General features: G+C 67.7%; 22 protein-coding genes and 1 pseudogene. 12 read left to right on the top strand and 11 right to left on the bottom strand.

Annotated features, from left to right (window positions below):
* On the top strand, positions 1-216 hold a 216-nt coding region (locus ACO1BR_RS41345), incomplete at its 5' end, for an IS3 family transposase (protein WP_426800273.1).
* A 153-nt stretch (positions 217-369) separates the two neighbouring features.
* On the opposite strand, the gene ACO1BR_RS41350 is transcribed toward ACO1BR_RS41345, so the two are convergent.
* The 5 genes from ACO1BR_RS41350 to ACO1BR_RS41370 all read right to left on the bottom strand — a co-directional run bounded on the left by ACO1BR_RS41350 (position 370) and on the right by ACO1BR_RS41370 (position 3,845).
* Positions 370-921 (bottom strand): OsmC family protein, encoded by a 552-nt coding sequence (locus tag ACO1BR_RS41350; protein ID WP_426800274.1) that lies wholly within the window; start codon positions 919-921, stop codon positions 370-372.
* Positions 922-1,147: 226 nt separating this feature from the next.
* Positions 1,148-1,930 carry an SDR family NAD(P)-dependent oxidoreductase gene (locus tag ACO1BR_RS41355; RefSeq protein WP_426800275.1) on the bottom strand — a complete coding sequence of 261 codons (783 nt, stop codon included), beginning with the start codon at positions 1,928-1,930 and terminating at the stop codon, positions 1,148-1,150.
* Between the two features lie 63 nt (positions 1,931-1,993).
* Entirely contained in the window at positions 1,994-2,527 is a 534-nt protein-coding gene (locus tag ACO1BR_RS41360) for a DinB family protein (RefSeq protein ID WP_426800276.1), read from the bottom strand.
* A gap of 12 nt (positions 2,528-2,539) precedes the next feature.
* The gene (locus ACO1BR_RS41365) at positions 2,540-2,821 is read right to left on the bottom strand and encodes a hypothetical protein (protein ID WP_426800277.1); all 282 of its coding nucleotides are present in this window, start codon (positions 2,819-2,821) and stop codon (positions 2,540-2,542) included.
* Positions 2,822-2,951: 130 nt separating this feature from the next.
* A complete protein-coding gene (locus tag ACO1BR_RS41370) occupies positions 2,952-3,845 on the bottom strand; it encodes a LysR family transcriptional regulator (RefSeq protein ID WP_426800278.1) in 894 nt (297 codons plus the stop codon).
* A gap of 243 nt (positions 3,846-4,088) precedes the next feature.
* On the opposite strand from ACO1BR_RS41370, the gene ACO1BR_RS41375 reads away from it, so the two are divergent.
* Positions 4,089-4,298 (top strand): hypothetical protein, encoded by a 210-nt coding sequence (locus ACO1BR_RS41375; RefSeq protein WP_426800279.1) that lies wholly within the window; start codon positions 4,089-4,091, stop codon positions 4,296-4,298.
* An 18-nt stretch (positions 4,299-4,316) separates the two neighbouring features.
* Here the strand turns inward: ACO1BR_RS41375 and ACO1BR_RS41380 are convergent, their stop codons facing one another.
* Positions 4,317-4,748, bottom strand: a complete 432-nt coding sequence (locus ACO1BR_RS41380; protein ID WP_426800280.1) for a hypothetical protein — start codon at positions 4,746-4,748, stop codon at positions 4,317-4,319.
* A 396-nt stretch (positions 4,749-5,144) separates the two neighbouring features.
* Positions 5,145-5,723, bottom strand: a complete 579-nt coding sequence (locus tag ACO1BR_RS41385) for a TetR/AcrR family transcriptional regulator (protein WP_426800281.1) — start codon at positions 5,721-5,723, stop codon at positions 5,145-5,147.
* Between the two features lie 86 nt (positions 5,724-5,809).
* On the opposite strand from ACO1BR_RS41385, the gene ACO1BR_RS41390 reads away from it, so the two are divergent.
* Together ACO1BR_RS41390 and ACO1BR_RS41395 are read left to right on the top strand one after the other, a co-directional pair.
* On the top strand, positions 5,810-6,691 hold the full coding sequence (locus ACO1BR_RS41390; RefSeq protein ID WP_426800282.1) for an SDR family oxidoreductase: 882 nt from the start codon (positions 5,810-5,812) through the stop codon (positions 6,689-6,691).
* 735 nt (positions 6,692-7,426) lie between these two features.
* Positions 7,427-7,573: a hypothetical protein gene (locus ACO1BR_RS41395; protein ID WP_426800283.1), complete on the top strand. Its 147-nt coding sequence runs from the start codon at positions 7,427-7,429 to the stop codon at positions 7,571-7,573.
* Positions 7,574-7,865: 292 nt separating this feature from the next.
* Here the strand turns inward: ACO1BR_RS41395 and ACO1BR_RS41400 are convergent, their stop codons facing one another.
* The gene (locus ACO1BR_RS41400) at positions 7,866-8,324 is read right to left on the bottom strand and encodes an Lrp/AsnC family transcriptional regulator (protein WP_426800284.1); all 459 of its coding nucleotides are present in this window, start codon (positions 8,322-8,324) and stop codon (positions 7,866-7,868) included.
* Positions 8,325-8,468: 144 nt separating this feature from the next.
* On the opposite strand from ACO1BR_RS41400, the gene ACO1BR_RS41405 reads away from it, so the two are divergent.
* Positions 8,469-9,425 carry a DMT family transporter gene (locus ACO1BR_RS41405; protein WP_426800285.1) on the top strand — a complete coding sequence of 319 codons (957 nt, stop codon included), beginning with the start codon at positions 8,469-8,471 and terminating at the stop codon, positions 9,423-9,425.
* 1,178 nt (positions 9,426-10,603) lie between these two features.
* Here ACO1BR_RS41405 and ACO1BR_RS41410 read toward each other — a convergent pair.
* On the bottom strand, positions 10,604-10,837 hold the full coding sequence (locus tag ACO1BR_RS41410) for a hypothetical protein (protein ID WP_426800286.1): 234 nt from the start codon (positions 10,835-10,837) through the stop codon (positions 10,604-10,606).
* Positions 10,838-11,512: 675 nt separating this feature from the next.
* Here ACO1BR_RS41410 and mobA point away from each other — a divergent pair.
* Positions 11,513-12,208: a molybdenum cofactor guanylyltransferase gene (gene mobA / locus ACO1BR_RS41415; RefSeq protein ID WP_426800287.1), complete on the top strand. Its 696-nt coding sequence runs from the start codon at positions 11,513-11,515 to the stop codon at positions 12,206-12,208.
* Complete coding sequence (locus tag ACO1BR_RS41420) at positions 12,180-13,493, top strand: bifunctional folylpolyglutamate synthase/dihydrofolate synthase (RefSeq protein ID WP_426800288.1); 1,314 nt, start codon at positions 12,180-12,182, stop codon at positions 13,491-13,493. The genes mobA and ACO1BR_RS41420 overlap by 29 nt, the downstream gene beginning before the upstream one ends.
* Before the next feature lie 96 nt (positions 13,494-13,589).
* Here ACO1BR_RS41420 and ACO1BR_RS41425 read toward each other — a convergent pair whose 3' ends face one another.
* Positions 13,590-14,456, bottom strand: a complete 867-nt coding sequence (locus tag ACO1BR_RS41425; RefSeq protein ID WP_426800289.1) for a TIGR03620 family F420-dependent LLM class oxidoreductase — start codon at positions 14,454-14,456, stop codon at positions 13,590-13,592.
* A 318-nt stretch (positions 14,457-14,774) separates the two neighbouring features.
* On the opposite strand from ACO1BR_RS41425, the pseudogene ACO1BR_RS41430 reads away from it, so the two are divergent.
* The 5 genes and pseudogenes from ACO1BR_RS41430 (at position 14,775) to ACO1BR_RS41450 (ending at position 19,618) form a co-directional block, all read left to right on the top strand.
* A pseudogene (locus ACO1BR_RS41430) lies at positions 14,775-15,505 on the top strand (transposase).
* A gap of 214 nt (positions 15,506-15,719) precedes the next feature.
* Positions 15,720-17,141, top strand: coding sequence for a family 2B encapsulin nanocompartment shell protein (locus ACO1BR_RS41435; RefSeq protein ID WP_426800290.1), 1,422 nt, complete (start codon positions 15,720-15,722; stop codon positions 17,139-17,141).
* Positions 17,142-17,176: 35 nt separating this feature from the next.
* Complete coding sequence (locus tag ACO1BR_RS41440; RefSeq protein WP_426800291.1) at positions 17,177-18,421, top strand: family 2 encapsulin nanocompartment cargo protein terpene cyclase; 1,245 nt, start codon at positions 17,177-17,179, stop codon at positions 18,419-18,421.
* Between the two features lie 14 nt (positions 18,422-18,435).
* A complete protein-coding gene (locus tag ACO1BR_RS41445) occupies positions 18,436-19,305 on the top strand; it encodes a geranyl diphosphate 2-C-methyltransferase (protein WP_426800292.1) in 870 nt (289 codons plus the stop codon).
* 94 nt (positions 19,306-19,399) lie between these two features.
* The gene (locus tag ACO1BR_RS41450) at positions 19,400-19,618 is read left to right on the top strand and encodes a hypothetical protein (RefSeq protein ID WP_426800293.1); all 219 of its coding nucleotides are present in this window, start codon (positions 19,400-19,402) and stop codon (positions 19,616-19,618) included.
* Between the two features lie 127 nt (positions 19,619-19,745).
* On the opposite strand, the gene ACO1BR_RS41455 is transcribed toward ACO1BR_RS41450, so the two are convergent.
* Complete coding sequence (locus tag ACO1BR_RS41455) at positions 19,746-21,203, bottom strand: NF041680 family putative transposase (RefSeq protein ID WP_426800294.1); 1,458 nt, start codon at positions 21,201-21,203, stop codon at positions 19,746-19,748.
* Positions 21,204-21,420: the final 217 nt, after the last annotated feature.

The following is a 21,420-nucleotide window of genomic DNA, read 5'->3' on the forward strand; positions in this document are numbered from 1 at the left end:
ATGGAGTCGTTCTGGTCCTCGATGCAGATCGAGTTGCTCAACCGCAAGCGGTGGAAGACCCGGGTCGAACTGGCCAACGTGATCTTCGAGTTCATCGAGATCTTCTACAACCGCAAGAGACGACATTCAGCACTGGGCTACCGCACCCCCGGCTACCGCACCCCCATCGAGTACGAACTACTCTCCGCACAAGACACCATCCACGCCGCCAGTTAGCCACCGCAGCTGGAACCCAAACCGTGGGGCAGGTCAACCTGTCACCCAAACCTGCAGCAGACCCCACCGCTCAATGAGTGTGGACGGCCCCGCCCGGACGTGTCTCTTCGAGGCGGCGTAGGGCGGGGCCGTGGCGCGATGTCCGGCTTGTGCTCAGGCGAGGGTGGTGGCGACGTCGACCGGGCTGACCAGGGTGTCTCGGATGGGTGAGCGGCTCTCGACGAGGGCTATGAGTTCGTTGAGCTGCTCGCGGGGGGTGTTCGGGGCGTCGACGTGGAGGCGGACGCGAACCTGCTGAAGGCCGGGGCGCATCGTGGGGTCGACGCCGAGGAAGCCTTGGAGGTCGATATCGCCTTCCAGCTCCAGGCGGTAGGCATTGAGCTCGATGCCCCGCTCGGAGGCAAGGGCGGCAAGCGTGACGGTGTAGCAGCCGGCGAGCGCCTGCAGCAGATACTCCGCGGGCGAGACGGCGGAGTCGGTGCCCAAAAGCGCGGTGGGTTCGTCGCTGCTCATCACGTACCGCGCGACGCGTGTCTCGTCCCGCTCGCCTCCCTGGGTCAGCGCGCCGGTCTGTGTGGTGAGCCGGCAGCCGCCCTGCCAGGAACCGTTGACTGAGAACGTGGCCTGGCCGAGATGGGGGTTGGCCCGGACAGCGGCTGTGGTGTCCTGAAGAGCCTGAACGTCGATGTCATTGATGACGGACATGAATTGCGTTCCTTCGTGAAGGTGTAGGCGGTGCACCGCTTCGGCGCGCCTGACCAAGGGGCGGGCAGTCCTGCGCAGGCGGTGCCGTTTCCATCCAGCTGGAGTGCGCGCGGCCGGGCGATCCAGCTCCGGAGGATGTCTGCGTACCGATGCTGTTGGGTGCGCAGGGCAAGGAAGTCCCCGGGCGTCGCCGCCCGGGGGCTGTGTGCCGAGCGGGTTGAGCGAGTCAGTTGCGTCCGGCCATGACACCGCCGTCGATGTCCCAGATGGCGCCGGTGACCCAGTCGGTCTGGTTCGACAGCAGGAAGGCGACGGTGGCGGCGACGTCGTCGGGGGTGCCGGTGCGGCCGATCGGGTGGAAGGGGTTGAAGCCGTCGAGGGCGGAGTCGAGGTCCGACTTGGGGATGAACTCCTCGTAGATCGGGGTGCGTACGACGGCGGGGGCGACGGCGTTGACGCGGATGCCGTGTGAGGCCAGCTCCATCGCGAGGTGCTGGGTCAGCGAGTGCAGTCCCGCCTTGGCCATCGAGTACGCCGACGACGGGGTGGCCGCGATGGCCTGGTGCGCCCACATGGAACCGATGTTGACGATGGAACCCTTCGCACCGCGCTCGATCATGTTGCCGACGACGGTCTGGGTGAGGAAGAAGAAGGCGCGGTTGAGGTCCTGGTAACGGTCGTAGTCCGCGGCCGTGTGCTCCAGGAACGGCGTGGGGGCGAAGACGCCGGCGGCGTTGACCAGCAGGGTGGCGTCGGCGTGCTCCTTGGTAAGGACGGCGCGCAGACGGTCGCCGGCCGCCGGGTCGGTGAGGTCGGCGGCCAAGCCGACAGCCTTGCCGTGGGCGGACAGGGCAGTCGCCGCCTGGTCGGCGCTGGCCTGGCTGCGGCCGGTGACGACGGCGGTGCCGCCGGCATCGAGGACATGGCGGGCAATGGCCTGGCCCATGCCGCTGGTGCCGCCGATGACGATGACCTTGTGCCCGGTGAAGTCGAGGGTGGTGCTGGACATGTGGTGCTCCTGTTTCGGGTGTACTGGCCGGACGGGGAAAGGGGGCGTGTCCGGTGGTGGGGGTCAGGTGTAGGGGTTGCAGACGAGGTAACCGTCGACGCGGCTGAGCCAGTGCGATTCCGGGTCGGACGGGAGTGCGTGGCCGAGTTTGTCGGCACGGACCTCGCTGATCCACTGGTCGTGCTGGTACTCGTGGTTGATGAGCGCGAGTAGCAGGTGGTTCGCGACGATGGTCAGTTGGGTGGGGGCGCCGACCCTGCCGGTGGCGATGTTGCCGATGCGGGCGTGGACGCGTTCGGCGACGGTGTCGCGAAAAGCGGTGAGCCGCTCGACGGCCGGCAGCGCCCCGCGGAACTTCTCCGGGTTGGCCGAGTCCATGAGGCGGTCCAGTTCCGGGGCGGGGCTGGGCTCGGCCGCGGTGAGGTTACGGATCATGAAGTGGGCGACGTGGGCCTGGTGGCCGAGGTGCCAGCCGATGGCGCTGGAGGTCTCGTGTGGGCGCCAGGTCACCTCGTTCGCGGTGAGGTCCTTCCACAGCTCGTCGGTGTAGGCGCGGGCGCGGTCGTACTCGCGCAGCAGTGCGGTGAGCTCGTGCATGACGCACCGCCTTCAGGCGGCGTCGTAGAGGCGCACCTTGGGGGCCGCCTCCAGCAGCGGGGACATGCCGCCGACCTCGTCGGGGGTGAACAGATCGCTCGCCAGGTACGCCTTGGCGTCGGCTGCGGTCTCAATGCCGTGGACGACCTGGACGTCCTCGTCGTGGACCAGAAGCTCCTTGCTGGTGGCGCCGGGAACGGTGTCCAGGAACGGCTGCTTGTACTTCTCGTATACGCCCGCGGCCGCGCTGCGGTGGGCCTGGGCGACCTGCAGCGTGATCTCAAGATACGCCATGGTTATGCCTCAATTGATCGACAGGAATCGTGCGGCGCGGTGGTTTCCGCTACCTGCCAGCCAAGTTAGGCACCCACGCAGGAGTCCGGTAGGGGATCTCACTGAATCAGGCTATAAGCAGTGCGTATGGCTAGTGGCGGGCTGCGGCGAGACTGTCGGCCAGGTGAAGCAGGTCCGTGGCGAGCGGGGAGTCGGCGTTCCAGACCGCTTCGAAGGAGATCTGGACCTCGCGTCCGTCGTTCAGCAACGGCCGGTGAGGCACGTCGGGCGAGGTGAGCTTGGAGCGGGGGACCATGGCCGAGCCCAGGCCCAGCTTCGTCCAGTCCTCCAGGACCTGGTAGCTGGCGGCCTCGCCCGGATAGGTGCGAAGTGGCATCTCGTTCGCCTGGAAGAGCTGTGTGGTGAAGGTGGTCAGGCCGCAGGTGTCGGGGACGAGGATGAAGCACTCCTTGCCGGCTTCTTCGAGTTCGAGCGGAGCCGCTACCGCGGCGGTGTCGGGGCTGACGACGACGATCGGCTCGACGTCGATGACCCGGTGCTCGAAGCGCGGCATCGCGGTCACGGCGGGGATGAGGATGATGTCGAGCTGGCCGGCCAGCAGGCATTCGCGCAGCTCCTGCATGTTGGCCTCGCGCAGCACGAGGTCGCGGGGCGTGGGCAGATCCTGGACCATGCTGAAGGCTCGGGCGACCAGGTGGGAGCCGATCAGCGGGGAAAGGCCCATGCGGATCTTCTGCTCGCCGGGGTCGGTCAGGCGTCGGGCTTCGGCCGCTACGGCGTCGAGCGCGTCCAGGGCCCGTTCGATCAGGGGCAGGATCCGGGCGCCGAACGCGGTCTGGGTCACCCCGCGGGGGGAGCGTTCGAAGAGCTTGTCGCCAAGGCGCTCCTCCAGCTTGGCGATGCCGTTGGACAGGGCGGGCTGGGTGACGCCGTAGGCGCGTGCGGCGGCGCTGAACGACTTGGTCTCACAGACCGCCTGTGCGTACCGGAGCCCTTCGAGATTCAGGCGATCGACCATAGCCATCGTTTATTGCTCCATTCGCTAGCGTCCCCTACCAGGCTGCTCGGGCACTGCCTACGGTGGGTCTCTACCGATTCAGCATAAACAGCAGCTATGAGTATCAACCGCCTCGGTGATCCGCCCGCACCCGTCCCTGAGCCCTTCGCCGGGATGCTGCTGGCTCACTTCGATCAGCGACCGAACACCATGACCGCAACCAACCCGGACGCCCGATGGCTCTTTACCGGTCGTCGTGCAGGGCAAACCATGACCACAGAGGCCCTCGAACTCCGCCTCCGGCGCCTGGGATTTCCCATCCAGCGAGGACGCGCGGCCGCGATCCGCCACCTCGTGCTCCAGGCTCCCGATCCTGTGATCGCCCGCATGCTCGGCTACCACGACGACACCACCGCCCAACTCGCAGCCGAGGCCGGAGGCATCTGGCGGCACTATGCCCCCGGCGACCACTCACGGTGAACGCGAGCAGGGGACCGGTCACGCCTCCGGTTGCACGGATCTCGGCGCGCGTAGGGCCTGCGGTCGACTGGTCGAAAGACGTGCGGCCTCGGCGGCCACCCAATCCAGAAGTACATCTGCCATATCAGATAGGGATCTTCCTTCGCCGAGAAGGACGAAGCGGCAGTCGAGATGGTCTCCCGGGGGGTTCAGGATGCCGCAGCGAAGACCCGTACGGTCGATCTGGCCGCCCAAGCAGGTGCCGATCACATTGCGCACGGGGTCTCCCAGGCTCGTCCAGACCAGCAGGCCGTCTGTCCATAGGACGTCGACGGGGAAGTCCACGCAAAAGTCTTCAGGTTCCGGCGCCCCGCTGGGCCAGCTCGTGACGCGGGCCGCCAGGTGCTCGACCACTGGCCGCCAGTCCTCGCCGAACTCCCAGTCCGTGAGGTACTCGTCAAACGCGCTCATCGGGCCAGTGAATCACCGTTGGGTGTGGACTCGCCTGCGCGTATCGACTCCACGCCCGCCTACCTCGTTGCCAAGGGCGGGCATCTCCGGAAGCTGTTGGCGGATGGCGGCGCCGTGGGCGGCTGCAGCCGGGAACACCGATGCCGTTGAGGAGCGCGGACAGGCGGGTCGGGGCGCAACGGCCGACCTGCCCCGCGGCAGGGGAAAGGGGCTGAAACTGGTGGACACTCACAGTGAGCACGGCCCCCACTGGCGGAGGAATACGCGACTCACGATTACGCGAGGTCGCCAGTGAAGCCGTACGTGAGCACGCTGCGGGGGAGCCGCGTCCGTCGGCGAGTCTGGCGAGCGGCGGGTTGATGCGCAATCAGCCGATGAGCGGGTGGATCTGTCCGATCAGCCCAGCGATGCGCTCACTGCACGCAGCTCGTCCAGGGCCGCCAGGACGTATCCGGCGAGTTCGTCCTTGCCGTCACGGTCGCCCTCGGACCATTGGGCGAACCCGCGCTTGAAGGCGAGGACGCCCAGCTCGCTCGCGAGGGCCGCGGTGGGGTCGGGCAGGCCGCGGGCGACCAGGGCGGCCGTCATCGCGGCCGCGAGGCTGACGGTCTTGAGGGCGTCACGCTCTTGCAGCTCGGCGCTGGCGGCGACGGCCGCTTTCAGGCGCGGGGCGAGCTCGCGGTTCATGGGGCCCATCGTGCTCGACGCGCGCTCAAGACCGGCGGCGACCGCCTCTAGCGGGGTGGCGCGGCCGGGGGCCTCGGCGATCCCCTCGGTCAGCAGACGGCTGAGCGTCTCCTGTCCGGCCACCAGCAGCTCGCGCTTGTCGGGGAAGTGTCGGAAGAAGGTGCTCTTGGTGACCCCGGCCCGCTCGGCGATCTGCGTGACCGTCGTGGCGTCGTATCCCTGCTCGGTGAACAGGTCGCATGCGGCCACGACGAGGCGTTCGCGTGCGCCTGGTTCCCACCTACCCATGGGGTCAGCATATGCGATGGGACTCTTGTCCCGTCACCTGGTACCGTGTGACGGGACAAGAGTCCCATCACTTGGGGAGGCTTTCCATGCGTGTCTTCGTCACCGGTGCCACCGGTCTGATCGGATCCACCGCCGTCGCCGAACTGCTCGGCAACGGCCACACCGTCCTCGCACTCGCCCGTTCCGACGCGTCCGCACTCGCCGCCGAGGCGGCCGGCGCCGAGCCGCTGCGGGGAGCCCTCGCCGATCTGGACGTCCTGCGAGCCGGCGTCACCCAAGCCGACGGGGTCGTCCACCTGGCGTTCGGCAACGACTTCAGCAGCCCCGAGGCCCTCGCGAAGAACATCGCCGAGGAGAGCGCCGCCCTCGTGGCCCTCGGCGAGGAACTCGCCGGCAGCAACCGCCCCTTCGTGACCGTCTCGGGTACGCCCCAGGCCCCGGGCCGCGCCTCCACCGAGGCCGACCCGGTGCCGACCGACGGACCAGTCGGCGGCCGCGGCCGCACAGTCACAGCGGTCCTGGGCCTAGCCGCGCGCGGGGTCCGGAGCACGGCCGTACGCCTGCCGCGCACGGTCCACAACCAGGGCACGGGCGGGTTCGCCGGCCTGCTGACCGACATCGCACGCCGAAGCGGGGTGTCCGGCTACCCGGGCGACGGCACACAGCGCTGGCCGGCCGTCCACGCGCGCGACGCGGCAGTCCTCCTCCGACTCGCCCTGGAACAGGCACAAGCCGGCAGCGTCTGGCACGCCGTGGCCGACGAGGCAGACCAGGTGCGGGACATCGCCGCGGTCATCGGCCGACGGCTGGGCCTGCCGGTCGAGTCGGTGCCATCGCAGACGTACGGCCCTCTCGGCCAGATCTTCGCGACCGACCAGCCCTCGTCCAGCGCCCATACCCGGCAGACCCTCGGCTGGGAGCCGAAACACCCCGGTCTCCTGGAGGACCTGGAGAACATCCAGCCCTGACCGGCGACCGGGAGGCCCGCTTACGACGCTCGCGCCGACAACGCCAGACCCTCACCCCTCACCTACGTCACTCGCGGTCGACCGTCTCGGCGCAGCAATGTCCCGCGCCCGTCTGAGCTTGTCGTTGACCTGCAGTGTCGGTGGCGACCCCGGCCGGTCGTGAGGAACAGCCTTGGGTTGATCATTCCCCTTGGGGCCCAACCAAGGTGGCTGTGAAGCCCGCCGCGGAATGACCGTGTAGCCCGTCAGCGGTTCCACGNAGTGTCGGTGGCGACCCCGGCCGGTCGTGAGGAACAGCCTTGGGTTGATCATTCCCCTTGGGGCCCAACCAAGGTGGCTGTGAAGCCCGCCGCGGAATGACCGTGTAGCCCGTCAGCGGTTCCACGGAACGGCGGGGTCGGCTCGGCGACGTGCTGGGCGACCGCGTCGACGCCGGGACGGGCGTATCACTCCAGGGACCGTACGGAGGCGTGTCGGGAGCGGGCCAGGAGAGCCACCACCGCCGACGCTGCCTCTCCATCCCCGCGATGGCCACGCAAGATCACCAGCGGGCTGGGCTCCTCGGGGAACCGGCGGCAGCTGTTCTTCTTCGCCTTCGCCGCCGTCCAACACGCCGCGGACCCGGACCGCTTTTCCGGGGATCCAGAACAACACCGCCCCGATATCGGCGGTCATGCTGGGGCTGGGGGGCTTGCGGTCGCCGGGGCTTGGTGGCTCGTACGGCGGATGACGGCCATGCGGATCGTGACCGCCGTGCTCGCCGTCCTTGTCCTGCTAGCCGGTGACGCCGTCCTGTACCGCGTTGGGTCGATGCCCCACTGCTGGGGCTCGGACCGGATCGCCCGCGGTCCCGAGGGCGCCTACGTCTGCTACGACTTCTGAGGGCAGAATCCGCGCTGGGCCTGTGGCCGGTGGCTGCATGGGGCTGGGCGCTACCTGACCTGGGCTTGATGCCGTGTGGGCCCGCGTCGAGGGCCCTAGATGTTCTGTCTCGGGAGGTTGTGGACGGGCGGTGCAGACTCCGGCTGGAGGCGAGTGAGTCGACCTGGCCACGACGGCGTCCGTGATCGCCGTACGAAAGACGGTCGCGTCCCGGTTCGTCGGGCGGGCCCTCGTGAACCGTCCGGTGACCACGAGCGGGACAGGACGCGTGCGGGCGCGTGACTGCAGGGTGTCAGTCGGATGTGGTGGGTGGGGGGACAGGGGCCCATGCCTTGGGTGAGGAGAGGACGAAGGACGTCGCCGGTTTGCCGAGCTCGTTGAGCTGGTCGATCAGCGGCTCCAGCGCCCCGATCTCGTGTGCGATCACGCGCAGGATGTGGTCGTCGGTCCCGGTGACACGGTGGTCTTCGAGGATGTGCGGCGCGGCCTGGGCGATGTGGCCGGTCTGGTGGGACTGGCGCACGCCCGTGGTGGACAGCACCACGAATGCCTGGATGGGCCAGCCGGCCTTGGCCGGGTCGACGCGCGCGCTGTAGCCGGTGATCACCTGGAGGCTTTCCAGGCGCCGGACCCGGGCGGCCACGGCCGGCGGGCTGAGCCCCACCCGGCGTGCGAGTTCCCTGAAACCGAGCCGGGCGTCTTCTTGCAGCAGCCCAAGCAGTTGCCAGTCGGTGGAGTCGAGTGTCGCCATGCCGTGATCACACTCCAGGACTTAACAGATGGCAAGTTTCATGTCGCCATAGGGGCATGGTGTGCATTCCAGGGCTCAAGGGTCCTTGCCTACGGTCTGGGCGTGCCAGATCCGGGCACGTCTCTTCGCCCCCGTGGAGTACAGATGAGCCGCCGTGGCCTGTTGTTGTTCATGATCACTTCTGTGCTGTGGGGCGTGCCCTACCTCCTGATCAGCGTGGCGCTGGAAGGTATGGGGCCGGTGAGCGTGGTGGCGGGGCGTGTCGCGCTGGGGGCTCTGGTCCTGCTGCCGGTGGCATGGCGACGCGGACTGTCCCAGCTGCTGCGCGAGCGATGGCGTCCGTTGCTGCTGCTCGCCGTGGTGGAGGTAGTGATGCCGTTCGTGCTCATCGCGGTCGGTGAGCGCACCGTGCCGTCCGGGCTCGTAGGGGTACTGATCGCCACGGAGCCGCTGTTCATCCTGGCCCTGGGCCTGTTCTGGGGGAAGCGTGAGCCGCTGGCGCGCGGGGCCTGGGTCGGTGTGGCGCTCGGCTTCCTCGGTGTCGTCGTCCTGCTCGGAGTGGCCGGAGCAGGCGCCGGCGCCGTGCTGGTGGTTGCCGCCGCGGCCTGCTACGCGGTGGGCGCGGTGCTGATGCACCGGCTCTTCCTCGACGTGGCGCCCCTCGCCGTCAGCGCAGGCATGCTGGTGCTGGCCGTCGGCCCGCTGCTTGCGGTTGCCGCGATCACCGAACCGGCCCCCCAAGTCACCACTCGGGTCCTGCTCGCGGTCCTCGGCCTGGGCGTCGCCTGTACCGCGGGCGGCTTCACCGCGTTCTTCGCCCTGATCGCCACCGAGGGCCCGGCCCGCGCGGCGTTCATCACCTACGTCGCCCCGCTCGTCGCGGTCGCTTCCGGCCTGCTCCTGCTCTGCGAACCGGTCACCGCACGCACGATCGCCGGCACCGTGCTGATCCTGGCCGGAGCCGCACTGGCTGCCCGGCGCCCCGCAGCGGCGCCGCTTCCGTCGACATCGCCGCAGCACGACAGTTCTGCACCGCGCATACCGAACCACGCCGTCACCACCCCAGCGGCTGACGACGAACAGACCGGTGGTGTGCGGTAACGCGGGACGCGCCCTTGCCGCACCGGACAGCACGGCCCCGATCATCACGCAGAGCTTCCCCTCCCGGGGACGGACAAGAGAAGTTCGGGGCCGTGCGGGTAAGGAAACAAGCCCGTGATCTCTGATCCAAGCGGACCTGACGCCCAGGCAGTCATGCCGTCCATGCGTTCTCGCTGCTTGGGGTGACTGGTTCGGTGGGTTGTCTGGCGTTGGTCGGGATTTCGTGCGGGGTGTCTGTGATCTTTTGTCGTTTGTTCCGGCGGGTTCGTGGGTGTGTGGTGTGTGCCGGGCGGGGGGCGGATCACGGCCGTGAAGCCGCACCGGGCGTCCCGTGCCGGTACCGCCCGTCGGGTGGACGCCTCGGCGAGGACCGTGCTGCCCGGCCTTTGGGACGCGCACACCCATGGTTGGACAACCAGAGCAACGGCTTAGCAGTGATACCCCTTGACCTGCGGGAAGTTCACCAGACTCCCGCCCCACTCGGCGGAGAAAACGCGAAGCCCCGCCTGGATGGCTCCCAGGAGGGGTCAGCTACTACTCCCCTTATCTACTGTGGTCGTTGAAGGCACTTGCCGGGCATGAGTCGTTCTGGCAGTGGCTCGTAACGACCACCATGGATGGGGTCCCACCGCGTTCCTGCCCGGTGAACATCAGCGGGTCGCCACATCGGTCACACGCAACGGGCTCGCCGTTGCACCAACTCTTGGTTGCAGACTTGAGGATGCGATGAATGTGATCACCGTCGTGACTGCTCATGCACTCACCGTAGCCGAGTCTAGGGGGTGATTGAATCGAACAGCCTGAATCCGCGCCCATGCCCCACGGGTTGCGGGCGGGTCAGCAGGAGCGCGCTCCGCAACTGGGTTCCTGGCAAACTGTCCAGGTGACCATGTTTTCGTCGGTTTCGGTGTAGGTGTTACCCGAGCCGCACACCGGACATGCCGGGCCAGATGTCGGAATCAGAGGCGGGTCAACCTCGGCTGTGTGGCCGTCGGGCCGGGGTGGTACACACTGCATCTTGTCTCCTCCTTGCTTCTAGGTGGGCTTTGGTGCCCTGCCATTAGGTGGCCGGGGTTCTTGCCCGCCCCGCCGAGGCTCACGACTCGGGGGAATTCGATTGTTCTCGACGGGGGCGGAGATTTAAGGGGCGTTATCCGCCATCCTTGGTGAGCTGGTGGTTACTTCCCGTGCCGCTGCGCGGCTTCGTCGCGCGTGTACTCGCCCCGACCCTTCCGGCGAGTGTCTCCCGGAACTTCCTTCAGCAGGGCCTTACGTCCTGCGGCCTGTTGGCGGTGGTTGCTGGTTACCTCGTCGCCGTTGGCCGGTCGCTTGGCTTCGGAATTCACAGCTTTCACGGTGTCGCTCTTCTTGCCGAACGAGCCGAGATAGAAGACCGGGCCTTCCGCCGGCACCCGGAAGATCTCCTCAGCGCCGAACTATTCCGTATAGAAGCCGAGTAGAACGTCCTGGTCGGCAGTCACGATCACTGGCTGGATGGTGGACGTGGCACTCCTGTCGAGAACGGACGTGTCGCTTGGTAGACCGTGCGAGGAAGGTGAACTCATCGGCAAACCACCCCGCCGGACGATCTGCAACACAGACTGCCGCCCACGACCGGCACGAGCACCCCGAAACGAGGTCACGCCACCCCGCTGACCAGCCACTTCAAGATGGCGGAGCTTCAATGTGTCGATGGCAGCCGAGTGGACCAGCCGTGCCCGGACCTTGCTCGGGAGTTGTTGAACAGCAGTGAATAGTTCAGTAGCGCACGAAAGAGTTCAGGTGGTACTTCAGTAGCGCAGTGAACCGTTCAGTGCGCTGGTTACGCAGTGTGCTGCAGTAGTCGCAATCTTCAGGCTGAGGTCGGGCTTGCCTCGAAGGCTGCGTGCACCGGTGCGCCGGGGCTGTCGAGATTGGCCTGGAACAGGTGGAATCTCCACCTCGCAGGCCCGATCCTTCCCTGAGCCGAGCCTTCGAGTCTCCGAACGACAATTACGCCTTCGCGTATCCAGGCAAGGCGGAATGGGGCTGGTGTGCGTTGTGACGACAGGGCAGCAAGGAGTTCCCTCCTCGATGGCAGTGAGGAGATGTCCGCAGACGACACAGGTGAGTGCTACGACGCGGTGGTGCTGGCGGGAGGGCGAGCCCGGCGTTTGGGCGGAACGGACAAGCCGATGGTGTCCGTTGGTGGCATGTCGTTGCTCGATCGGGCACTTCAGGCATGTGTCGGGGCGGGGAGGACGATTGTGGTGGGCCCGCACCGGTCCACCGTCCGCCCCGTACATCATGTGCAGGAGAGTCCGGTGCACGGCGGGCCGCTCGCGGCGCTGGCTGCGGGAGTGAGCCGGGTGTGTGCGCCGTTCGTGGTGGTTCTGGCTGCGGATCTTCCCTTCGTACGGCAGGAGACGGTCACGGAGTTGCTGCGTCAGGCGGCCGGTTCCGGGACCGAGGGCGCGGTCATGCTGGAGACACAGGGCCGGGACAATCCGCTGTTCGCCGCGTACCGGACCGCAGCTGTGCGACGAGGTCTTGCGCTGACCCTCGCTCGGCACGGAGTGTTGACGGGCCTGCCGATCCGTGTACTGACCCATTCTCTTGCCCTGCGGTACGTGCCTGATGTCGGCGGAGTGTCTATCGACTGCGACACGTGGGAGGTGGTAGCTCTCGCTCGGGCCATCCTGAAGACAAAGCCGGTTGACCACACTGCGAGCACGCATTCATCCCCCTCCCCACACTGGTTGCGAGGTGGCACAGTTGGCAACAAGAGAAGAACTGGCCTGTGAAGAGATCATCGGTCGACATCAGTTCAACGGAGCGGGCACCGGTGCGATGCCGCAACTTCTCGAAGCACTCGGTGACCCGGGACGCAACCTGCGGGGCATGACCGTCGTCGGCACCAACGGGAAGGGATCGACCTGCGCGTTCGCCGTCTCAGCGTTGGCCGCGACCGGGCTGCGGATCGGAAGCATGCCCAGCCCGCACCTGCAGCAGGTCACCGAACGCATCCGCATCAACGGAGTGCCCGTCTCTCCCACCGCATGTCACCGAGCCTTCGCGAAGGTCGACGACACCCTGAGGAGCACGGGCCTTTCGGTCAATGCAGGAGCAGTGCATGCAGCCGCAGCCGCGGTTCATTTCGCCCGCCCGGAAGTCGACTTGGCCGTCATGGAAGCGAGCATCGGCGGCCAGCGCACCGCGGTCAACTGCTTCAACCCCGGAGTGAAGGTCATCACCGGAGTGGGACTGGACCACGAGCATCTGCTGGGAAACACCCTGGGCGAGATCGCACGGAACAAGGCAGGCATCGTGCGAGACGGCGACCATGTCGTGCTCGGCGAGTTGCCCGAGGAGGCGGCCAAGGCCATAGACGTCGTCCTCGGCAACCACACGGAGCTGACCGTCTGGCGCATCCACCAGGAAGTCCGCTACCGGCCACGCATGGCCCGCGATGGTCGCACCGTGCTGGACGTCGTTACCCCACATGCCGTCCACCGGGAATTGCCCTGTCCGCTCCGCGGAGAACACCAGCATCACAATCTGGCTCTTGCTGTAGCCGGCATCGACTCGCTGGCCGAACGAGGACTGATCCGAGGCATCTCGGAGGAGGCGCTGCGCGGCGGCCTTGCCGCGACCCGCTGGCCCGGCCGCCTCGAACTGCTGGCACCGGCCCGCCTCGGCTCCTGGACCGGCCGCCTGCTGCTCGACGTTGCCGACAACCACCAGGGTGCAGCCACCGTGGCCCCGGAAATCCTGCGAGAATCCCGCGCCGCTGAGCGCACGGCCCTCGTCTTCGGCACCCTCCAGTACAAGAAGGTGGCAACCATGCTTGAGCCGCTGCCCGCTGACTGGCCAGTGGTACTGACCCGGGTCGGGCACCCCAACGAAGCGGCCCCGGACGCGATGCGCACCGCCTTGGCGACGCGCCGAGAACTGTACGTACGGCAGGAGACCGCTGACGCCGTCCGCCACGCCACCGAACTCGTCGGGGCCGGCGGTCTCGTCACGGTTCTCGGAACCCCGCTCCTTATCGGCCGTGTCCGTGAGCTGTTCCATCTCCCGCCCGGCTGACCCCTGCTGCCCGAACGTGCGACTTCCCAGCCGCAACGAACAGTTTGGAACGTACTGCCGGGCTGGTGCGGGGGCTTCGCCCAACGCCGGGCAGTTCTAGGCATGGGGCAGGCGTTCGGCCACGGCACGCCACGCGGTGAGGGGGAAGGCATGCGGAGTGTCGGTGACGATCTGGAGGGCGACGTGGTCCGCGCCCGCCTCCAGATGTGCCAGGACACGCCGCGCGACGACGTCGGCGGACCCCCACACCACCAGCGAGTCGACGAAGCGGTCGCTGCCACCGTCGGCAAGGTCGTCCCGGGTGAACCCGCCTTCCAACCAGGTGCGTACGTAGTTGGTCTTCGCGAGATAGGGGCTGATTGCCCGCCGCGCCGTGGCACGGGCGGTGACCGGGTCGTTGTCCACCACGGACGTCAGCACCGGCGCGAGGAGCGGCCCCGCCCCCAGCGCAGCGCGTACCCGGGCGGTGTGCGACGGCGGGACCAGGTAGGGCTGCACACCAGCGGCCCGGTCGGCGGCGAGCCGGGTCATCAGGGGCCGGTGCGCGCCCAGGATGCGCGCGGCCTTCGGCAGCGAACCGGCGGAGGTGTCCAGCGCGTCGAGGTAGGCGGACATCGCCGTGTAGGGGCGCCGGTAGGCCGCGGCGATCTCCGCGTGACTGACGGCCAGGCCCACCAGTGTCCGTCGCCGATACGCTGCGGGAAGCCCACGGTAGGCAAAGGCGAGCCGACCGGGCGGAAGGCTCCAAATGGAGACACAGGACGGGGCGACGACCACGTGCCGGGTTGCCGTGAGGAGGTTGAGACTGCTGCGCAGGTCCCCGCTCGGGTTGCCGCCGGGAACGCCGCCCAGCCACAGTGTGCCGTAGCCGAGCTCCTCCAGTTCGCAGGCCGCCACCCGCGCTCGATCGGGCTCACCGTGAGTGAACGCCGTACTCCACACCCCGACCGGCGACACATCCATACCGCGCCCTCCTCGGAACTCACCCGACCGCGGCCGCTCCTGACGGCCACTCGATCGCAGTCTGACGCATGGCGAGAACGATCCAGCAGTGTCCGCGTCCGTGGACGCCGGACGATCCGCCGCGCGTTCAGCGAGGTGGGGGGCTGATGGCGTCGGCTCGGCAGGCTCCACAGACCTGTGCGGGGCCGCCTTCCGTACGCACCAGGGCAGCGGCCGCGGCGACGAAGGCGCGGATGCAGGCGTTGTCCGCCGCTGTCCGCCATACCGCACCGAACTCGGCGGGTGGCGCGTCCGGATAGTGTGGGGGATCAGCGGGTCCTGCGGGATGCGTTCGCGGAAGTGTCATGCTTCCGGAAGGAGTTGTACGCGTGTCTGACCGCGTGGGGCGACGCGTTGTTCGAGTTGTGCGACGCCGTGTTGTGCACTGACGGCACCGTCCGGTCGCTCGTCGAGCTTGCGCTGGCCCCTGAACACCGCCGTGGTCACGGCTCGTTATACGGGGCGGCCTCAACGACGGTCACATCGACATCGCCCGGCTCCGCCGAGCCCTGGCCGGGCTGCTGTTGCCCAGAGCCGCCGACGGCCGCCTGGTCCTGGCAGTGGATGTCTCCCCATGGCTGCGGTCGGATGCGGGGACCTGCCCGGACCGCTCCTTTTGCCACACCTACGGCCGCGGCGACGTCAAGCACCAGATGATGCCTGGCTGGCCCTACTCGATCGTGGCCGCGTTGGAGACGGGCCCCGAGGAACACCTGCATCTGGCCCTGGACATCCACGGTCTGGACCGCAATCGTGCTCGCCGATCTCGGCCACGTTCAGCTCAAGCGGGGCAACACCGCCCAGGCCCTCAACACGTGGCACGACATCCTCAACTGCGCCGACGGCGTGCAGTCCGTCCGTATCGAAGACGGCCTGACCAACATTGCCGCCCGCCTGCCGAGCATCCACGACGTCCCGGCCGCCCAGGAACTCAGCGAGCGTATCGCCACCCGCGTGTGAACGTGGATACAAGAGCGGCCGTCGCCGGGTCCGGCGCACTTGTTCCTTAACGCCTGGCTTGCCCGGACGTACCGGCGGGGATTCGAAGGCAGGGGCGTGCGAGCGCGGGGTGCGCAGCATATGCCGGAAGGACGGGCGCGCCTGCCGCACCCGGACATCACAATGCGTTACCAATGCCTACGGAAAGTGATCCCGTCTGTCCCTTGGCGAAGTCTGTCCTGCTGGCGTCAGGCGGGTCATCTCACGAATGGGGAGAGGTAGTCCATGACTGTCGAGACGCGCCCGTCAACGTCCGCGAACGCGCAGGAACACGCACAGGAGCAGCTCAGCCTCAGCACAGCGGCGGCGCGGAACCTCGCGACCACCACCAAGTCCGAACCCCAGATGCAGGGGATCAGCTCGCGGTGGCTGCTGCGGAAGCTGCCCTGGGTCGAGGTGCCGGGCGGTGCCTACCGGGTGAACCGGCGTCTGTCGTTCATCGTCGGGGACGGGAAGGTGACGTTCGACAAGAACGGGTCCAAGGTTCGTGTCGTTCCCGCGGAGCTGGCCGAACTGCCGTTGCTGCGCGGGTTCGACGACTCCACGGCGTTGGGTGCGCTGGCCGACAAGTTCGTCCAGAAGGAATACGACCCCGGTCAGGTCATCGTGCAGCAGGGCCGGAAGGCCGATCACGTCTTCCTGGTCGCGCACGGCAAGGTGGAACAGGTCAGGCCCGCGAAGTACGAGGGCGAGGCCGTCGTGGGGCGGCTGTCGGACGGCGACAGTTTCGGCGGCAAGGTGCTGGCGGGGGCGGACGGCAAGTGGGATTTCACGGCCCGTGCGGTGACCGCGACGACGGTCCTGGCTCTGCCGCACAGCGCGTACAAGGCGGTCGCCGGCCAGTGCGAGGCGCTCCGGTCGCACGTGCAGCAGCTCAGCGCCAATGGGCACAAGCCGACGAACAAGGCCGGTGAGGCCGCGATCGAGTTCCTGTCCAGCCACGAGGGCGAGCCGACCCTGCCGACCACGTTCGTGGACTACGAACTCCAGCCGCGTGAGTACGAGTTGAGTGTGGCCCAGACGGTGCTGAAGGTGCACAGCCGGGTCGCCGACCTCTACAACCAACCGATGAACCAGACACAGCAGCAGTTGCGACTCACCATCGAGGCGCTGCGCGAGCGTCAGGAGAAGGAGCTGGTCAACAACCCGGACTTCGGGCTGCTCAACAACACCGACTTCGACCAGCGCATCCCCACCCAATCCGGCCCGCCCACCCCGGACGACCTCGACGACCTGATCAGCATGCGCCGTGGGACCAAGTACCTCTTCGCCCACCCGCGCGCCATCGCCGCCTTCGGCAAGCAGTGCAACAAGCTGGGCATCTCCCTCAGCAGCGTCGATGTCGACGGCCACCACATTCCCGCCTGGCGGGGCGTGCCGATCCTGCCGTGCGGCAAGATTCCGATCTCGGAACACCAGACCTCGTCGATCATCGCCATGCGCACCGGCGAGGACAACCAAGGCGTCATCGGCCTTCACCAGACCGGGCTGCCCGACGAGGTCGAGCCCGGACTCAACGCGCGATTCATGGGGATCGACGAGAAGGCCATCATCTCCTACCTGGTCAGCACCTACTACTCCGCTGCCGTACTTGTCCCGGACGCGATCGGACTGTTGGAGAACGTCGAGGTACGCCCGCGTGGCTGAGCACCCGGTTCGGCGAGTGAAGGAGGGCTGAGACGGTGTCGTCGCTGTTCCGGGTGTTCACCGCCCCGGCCGCCGATGAGGCGGCGGGCCTGGCGAGCGCCTTGCTGTCCGACCCGGCACGCTCTGGGAAGCGGGATCCGTTCGCCTCACCGCCGGAACCGGCGGCCGAGCGGCCCGCACAGTCGATGAAGCGGGTGGCGTGGCTTCCCGGCGGCCCGACTGGCTTGGGCACGTCGGCGGCAAGGGCCCTCCTTCCGCCGCCCGCAGACCATGTCCGGTCCGCTCCCGCCCCCGCGGCCCCGCCCCGTGCCGGTGACCCGATTCCGGGCCTGTACTGCCTGCCCGCGGTGCCGGCCGATCCGGCCAAGGTCGCCGAGGTGGACCGCCGACTCGAAGCCTGGGCCCGTGAACTCACCCTGTTTCCCCCTGAATGGGCCGGGGACTTCGCCGGATTCCAGGTCGGCCGTGCGGTCGTCCTGCAACACCCGGCGGCGGCCGACCTGGAGCGCCTGGTCGTCGCCGGCAAACTGCTGGTCGCGGAGAACGTCGTCGACGACTGCTACTGCGAGGACTACGGCGGGTCCCCCATCGGCCTGGGCAGCCGGCTGATCCTTGCCCAGAGCGCGCTCGACCCTCTGCACACCGCGGAGAAATACCAGCAGCAGTGGAGCGAGGGGCTGGGCGCGGACGCTCCACTGCGCTCGTATGCCGGCGCGATCCGCGACTTCCGGGAGATCGCCACACCCAGTCAGGTCGCGCGCTTCATCCACGACATGGCGCGCCTGCACATGGGCTATCTCGGCGAGGGCGCCTGGGCGCAGACCCGTACCACCCCGCCGGTGTGGCAGTACCTGGTGATGCGGCAGTTCAATAACTTCCGCCCCTGCCTGTCCCTCGTGGACTCCGTGGACGGCTACGAGCTGCCCGAGCAGCTCTACTCCCGTCCCGACGTCCAGCGCGTCACCGCGCTGGCCGGCAACGCCACCACGCTCGTCAACGACCTGTACTCCTTCACCAAGGAGATGGCCAACGACGAGCACCATCTCAACCTCCCCGTGGTGATCGCCGCCGAGGAACGCCGCGGCCTCAAGCACGCCTATCTGAAGGCCGTCGACGTCCACAACGAGGTCATGCACGCCTTCGAGGACGAATCCGCCGCCCTGGCCGCCGAGAACCCGCTTCTGGCCCGCTACACCACCGGCCTCATGGCCTGGGTCGCCGGCAACCACGAATGGCACCACACCAATACCTACCGCTACTCCCTGCCCAACTACTGGTGAGAGAAGGCAACCGCATGACCACCACGGCGCACCGCGTCAGCGCGGCAGCAGCCCCGGCCATCAGCCCCTACCAGGAGTCGGTGGCCGACTACTGGAACCGCGAGAAGAACCCCGTCAACCTTCGGCTGGGCGAGGTCGACGGCCTCTACCATCACCACTACGGCATCGGCGACGTCGACTGGTCGGTCCTGCAGGGACCCGAGGACACCCGCGACGAGCGCATCATCGCCGAACTGCACCGCCTGGAGTGCGCCCAGGCTGACTTCCTGGCCGACCACCTCGGCGCCGTCGCCCCCGACGACCGTCTCCTGGACTCCGGCTGCGGCCGGGGCGGCGGCAGCCTGGTCGCCAACAAGCGGTTCAACTGCCACACCGACGGAATCTCCATCTCCGAGACCCAGGTGGCCTTCGCCACCGCGCAGGCCAAGAAGCGCGGTGTGGACGACAAGGTGCGCTTCCATCTCAAGAACATGCTCGACACCGGCTTCGAGACCGGCTCGTTCCGCGGCATCTGGAACAACGAATCCACGATGTACGTCGACCTCTCGACACTGTTCGCCGAATACGCCCGCCTCCTCGCACGCGGCGGCCGGTACGTCACCATCACCGGCTGCTACAACGACACCTACGGGCTGCCGTCCCGCGAGGTCTCGACGATCAACGCCCACTACATCTGCGACATCCACCCCCGCTCCGCCTATTTCAAGGAGATGGCGAACAACCGGCTCGTGCCCATCAGCGTGGTGGACCTCACCGCGGCGACCATCCCGTACTGGGAGCTGCGCGCCAAGTCCTCCCTGGTCACCGGCATCGAAGACACGTTCCTGACCGCGTACAAGAACGGCAGCTTCCAGTACCTGCTGATTGCCGCCGACCGGATCTGATCCCGCCGATCGCTTGCGGGACGGACCGCGGATACACCGGTATGCGTCCCGCAACACTCTGCCAAAAGGTCCAGACAGAAGAGGCTGCCCGCCGATGGATCCCGCACTGACGGAGTGGGTGCCGGACCTGCTCCGCAAGAGAAAACGCAATCTCTCCGACACGATGTCCAGCGGTGCGGGCTCCGCACCGGACAGCACGGACGACGGGCGGACCTTGGCGAGGACCGGGTGCACCATCAGGGGCAGGCTCAAGACGATCGGCAGCGAGACCACGATGTACGTGGGCCTCTTCGAGTTCTTCGCGGGACTGTAAATAGAACTATTTACAGTCCCCTGCTTTCGTGAGGGGGGCGGCCCCCGCCGCCTGCTCCGTGCACCTGTCGAGGAGCAGGGAGCGGTCGGCAGCAGCTCAGCGTCGTCGTCCTGGCCTAGCTTGATCTTTAACCTTTGCGGCGGGGTCGTGGGGTTGTTGCATTCTTCGTTCGTCGTTTCGTTGTGTCTGTTTTGCGGACTGTGTGGACGTCGTGGCGCGGTGTGGGGTGGGTGTTCTTGCGGCCGGGTGGTCGGCCTGGGCCGGGGCGGGAGGGTTTCGGTGCTTCGGCGGGGCAGAGGGTCTTCGGGCGGAGGTGCCTGAAGTCGCGGCGGACTCGGGCTGGGGTGAGTTTGTGGGGCTCTGCTGGTCGTTCCCAGGGCCGCCGCAGGTCGGCCGCCAGTGGCCGGGCCAGAGGTAGTTGGGTGTATGCGGCGAGGATGAGCCAGGTCCACCGGTCGGCGGCTTCGGGAGTGCGGATCTTGGGGCGGGTCCAGCCGAGGGTCTGCTTGAACAGCCGGAAGGTGTGCTCGATGTCGAAGCGTCGCAGGAAGACCTGCCAGAGCAGGTCGACCTGAGTGGGGGTGGCGTCGGTGCCCGACCACCACAGCCACACCGGTTTCGGGATGGCGCCGCTGGGCAAGTGCTCGACCTGCAGGTGGATCACAGTTCCCTCGATGACCGGGAGGGTTCCCAGTTCGGCGACCCAGGCGGAACGGTGTGTCAGCCGCGGGTGGAGGCGGTCCCATGCCTGGGCAGTGGCGGTGCCATACAGACGGGTCTGCGTGACGGTCTGCGCGTCCGGGATGTCCCAGGTGGACCGGTCGCTGAAGGCGAACTCGCCGCCGTGACGCGGCGGGCGGCCCATCGTATGGGGCTTTCGCGGTGGAGCGGACCGACGCAGGACACGATCCGAACGCATCCGGCCCAGCACCTGCACCGGCAGATCCTTGAGCAGGAATGCCAGGCGGGGCACGTCGTATCCGGCATCCACCACTATGAGGATCTCCGGGTCGCCGTCCTTCCACTGCCTCGCCTCCATCAGCCGGCCGACCAACTCGCGCATCTGCCTGGCGGTGGCGGTGGCGGCGTCGTCGCCCGGCGCCAGTCGGAGCGCGTCCAGCGGCGCGGTCCACGAGCTGCGGCCCGTCTCCAGTGCGCAGATCACCGAGTACGGCCAGCCCGGAACGGGAATGTGTTGGTCTTTGCCGCGGCCGTAGGTGTGGCACAGGATCCGCTGCGGTGAGGTGTGTGCATCAGGCCGCAGCCAGCAAGTGATGTCAGCGGCCAGCACAAGTCGGCCGTCCGCAGCCCGTGGCAGAGGTACTGCGGCCACTGCTCGCCGCAGCCGGCTGATGTCCATCCGGCCCGCGGCCAAGGCGTCGTAGAGGCCACCGTGCCCGCGGCGATGTTCCCCCACCAGCGACAGTTCAACCAGAGAACGGACCGGACCGTCCGCACACAGCACGGCATCGACCAACTCGAACAGGGCGTCCGCACGCCTGGTCAGACAGGAGTAGAACTCGCCTCGGAAGCGTGACAGTTCTGCGAACTGCCCATGTTCAACGGCGTGGTGCGACAGACTCATCCTTACGGCCTTCGTGCTGAGTGTGTGCGTTCCTTGGTCGGAGCACATGATCAGCCGAAGGCCGCCTTCACGTCCGCTGAACTGCGAAAACGCTGATCAAGTTCGAAGCACATTCGAGACTGGATCTTAAAAAACAAGCTAGTACTGTAACGGTGTTTGTGCTGATGGTTGGGCAGTTCTATGGGCTGTGTCCTCGTCGTTTGTAGTGGCTGGTGCG

It is taken from the genome of Streptomyces sp. YGL11-2 (genome assembly GCF_050054615.1).
In the GTDB taxonomy this organism is placed as follows: domain Bacteria; phylum Actinomycetota; class Actinomycetes; order Streptomycetales; family Streptomycetaceae; genus Streptomyces.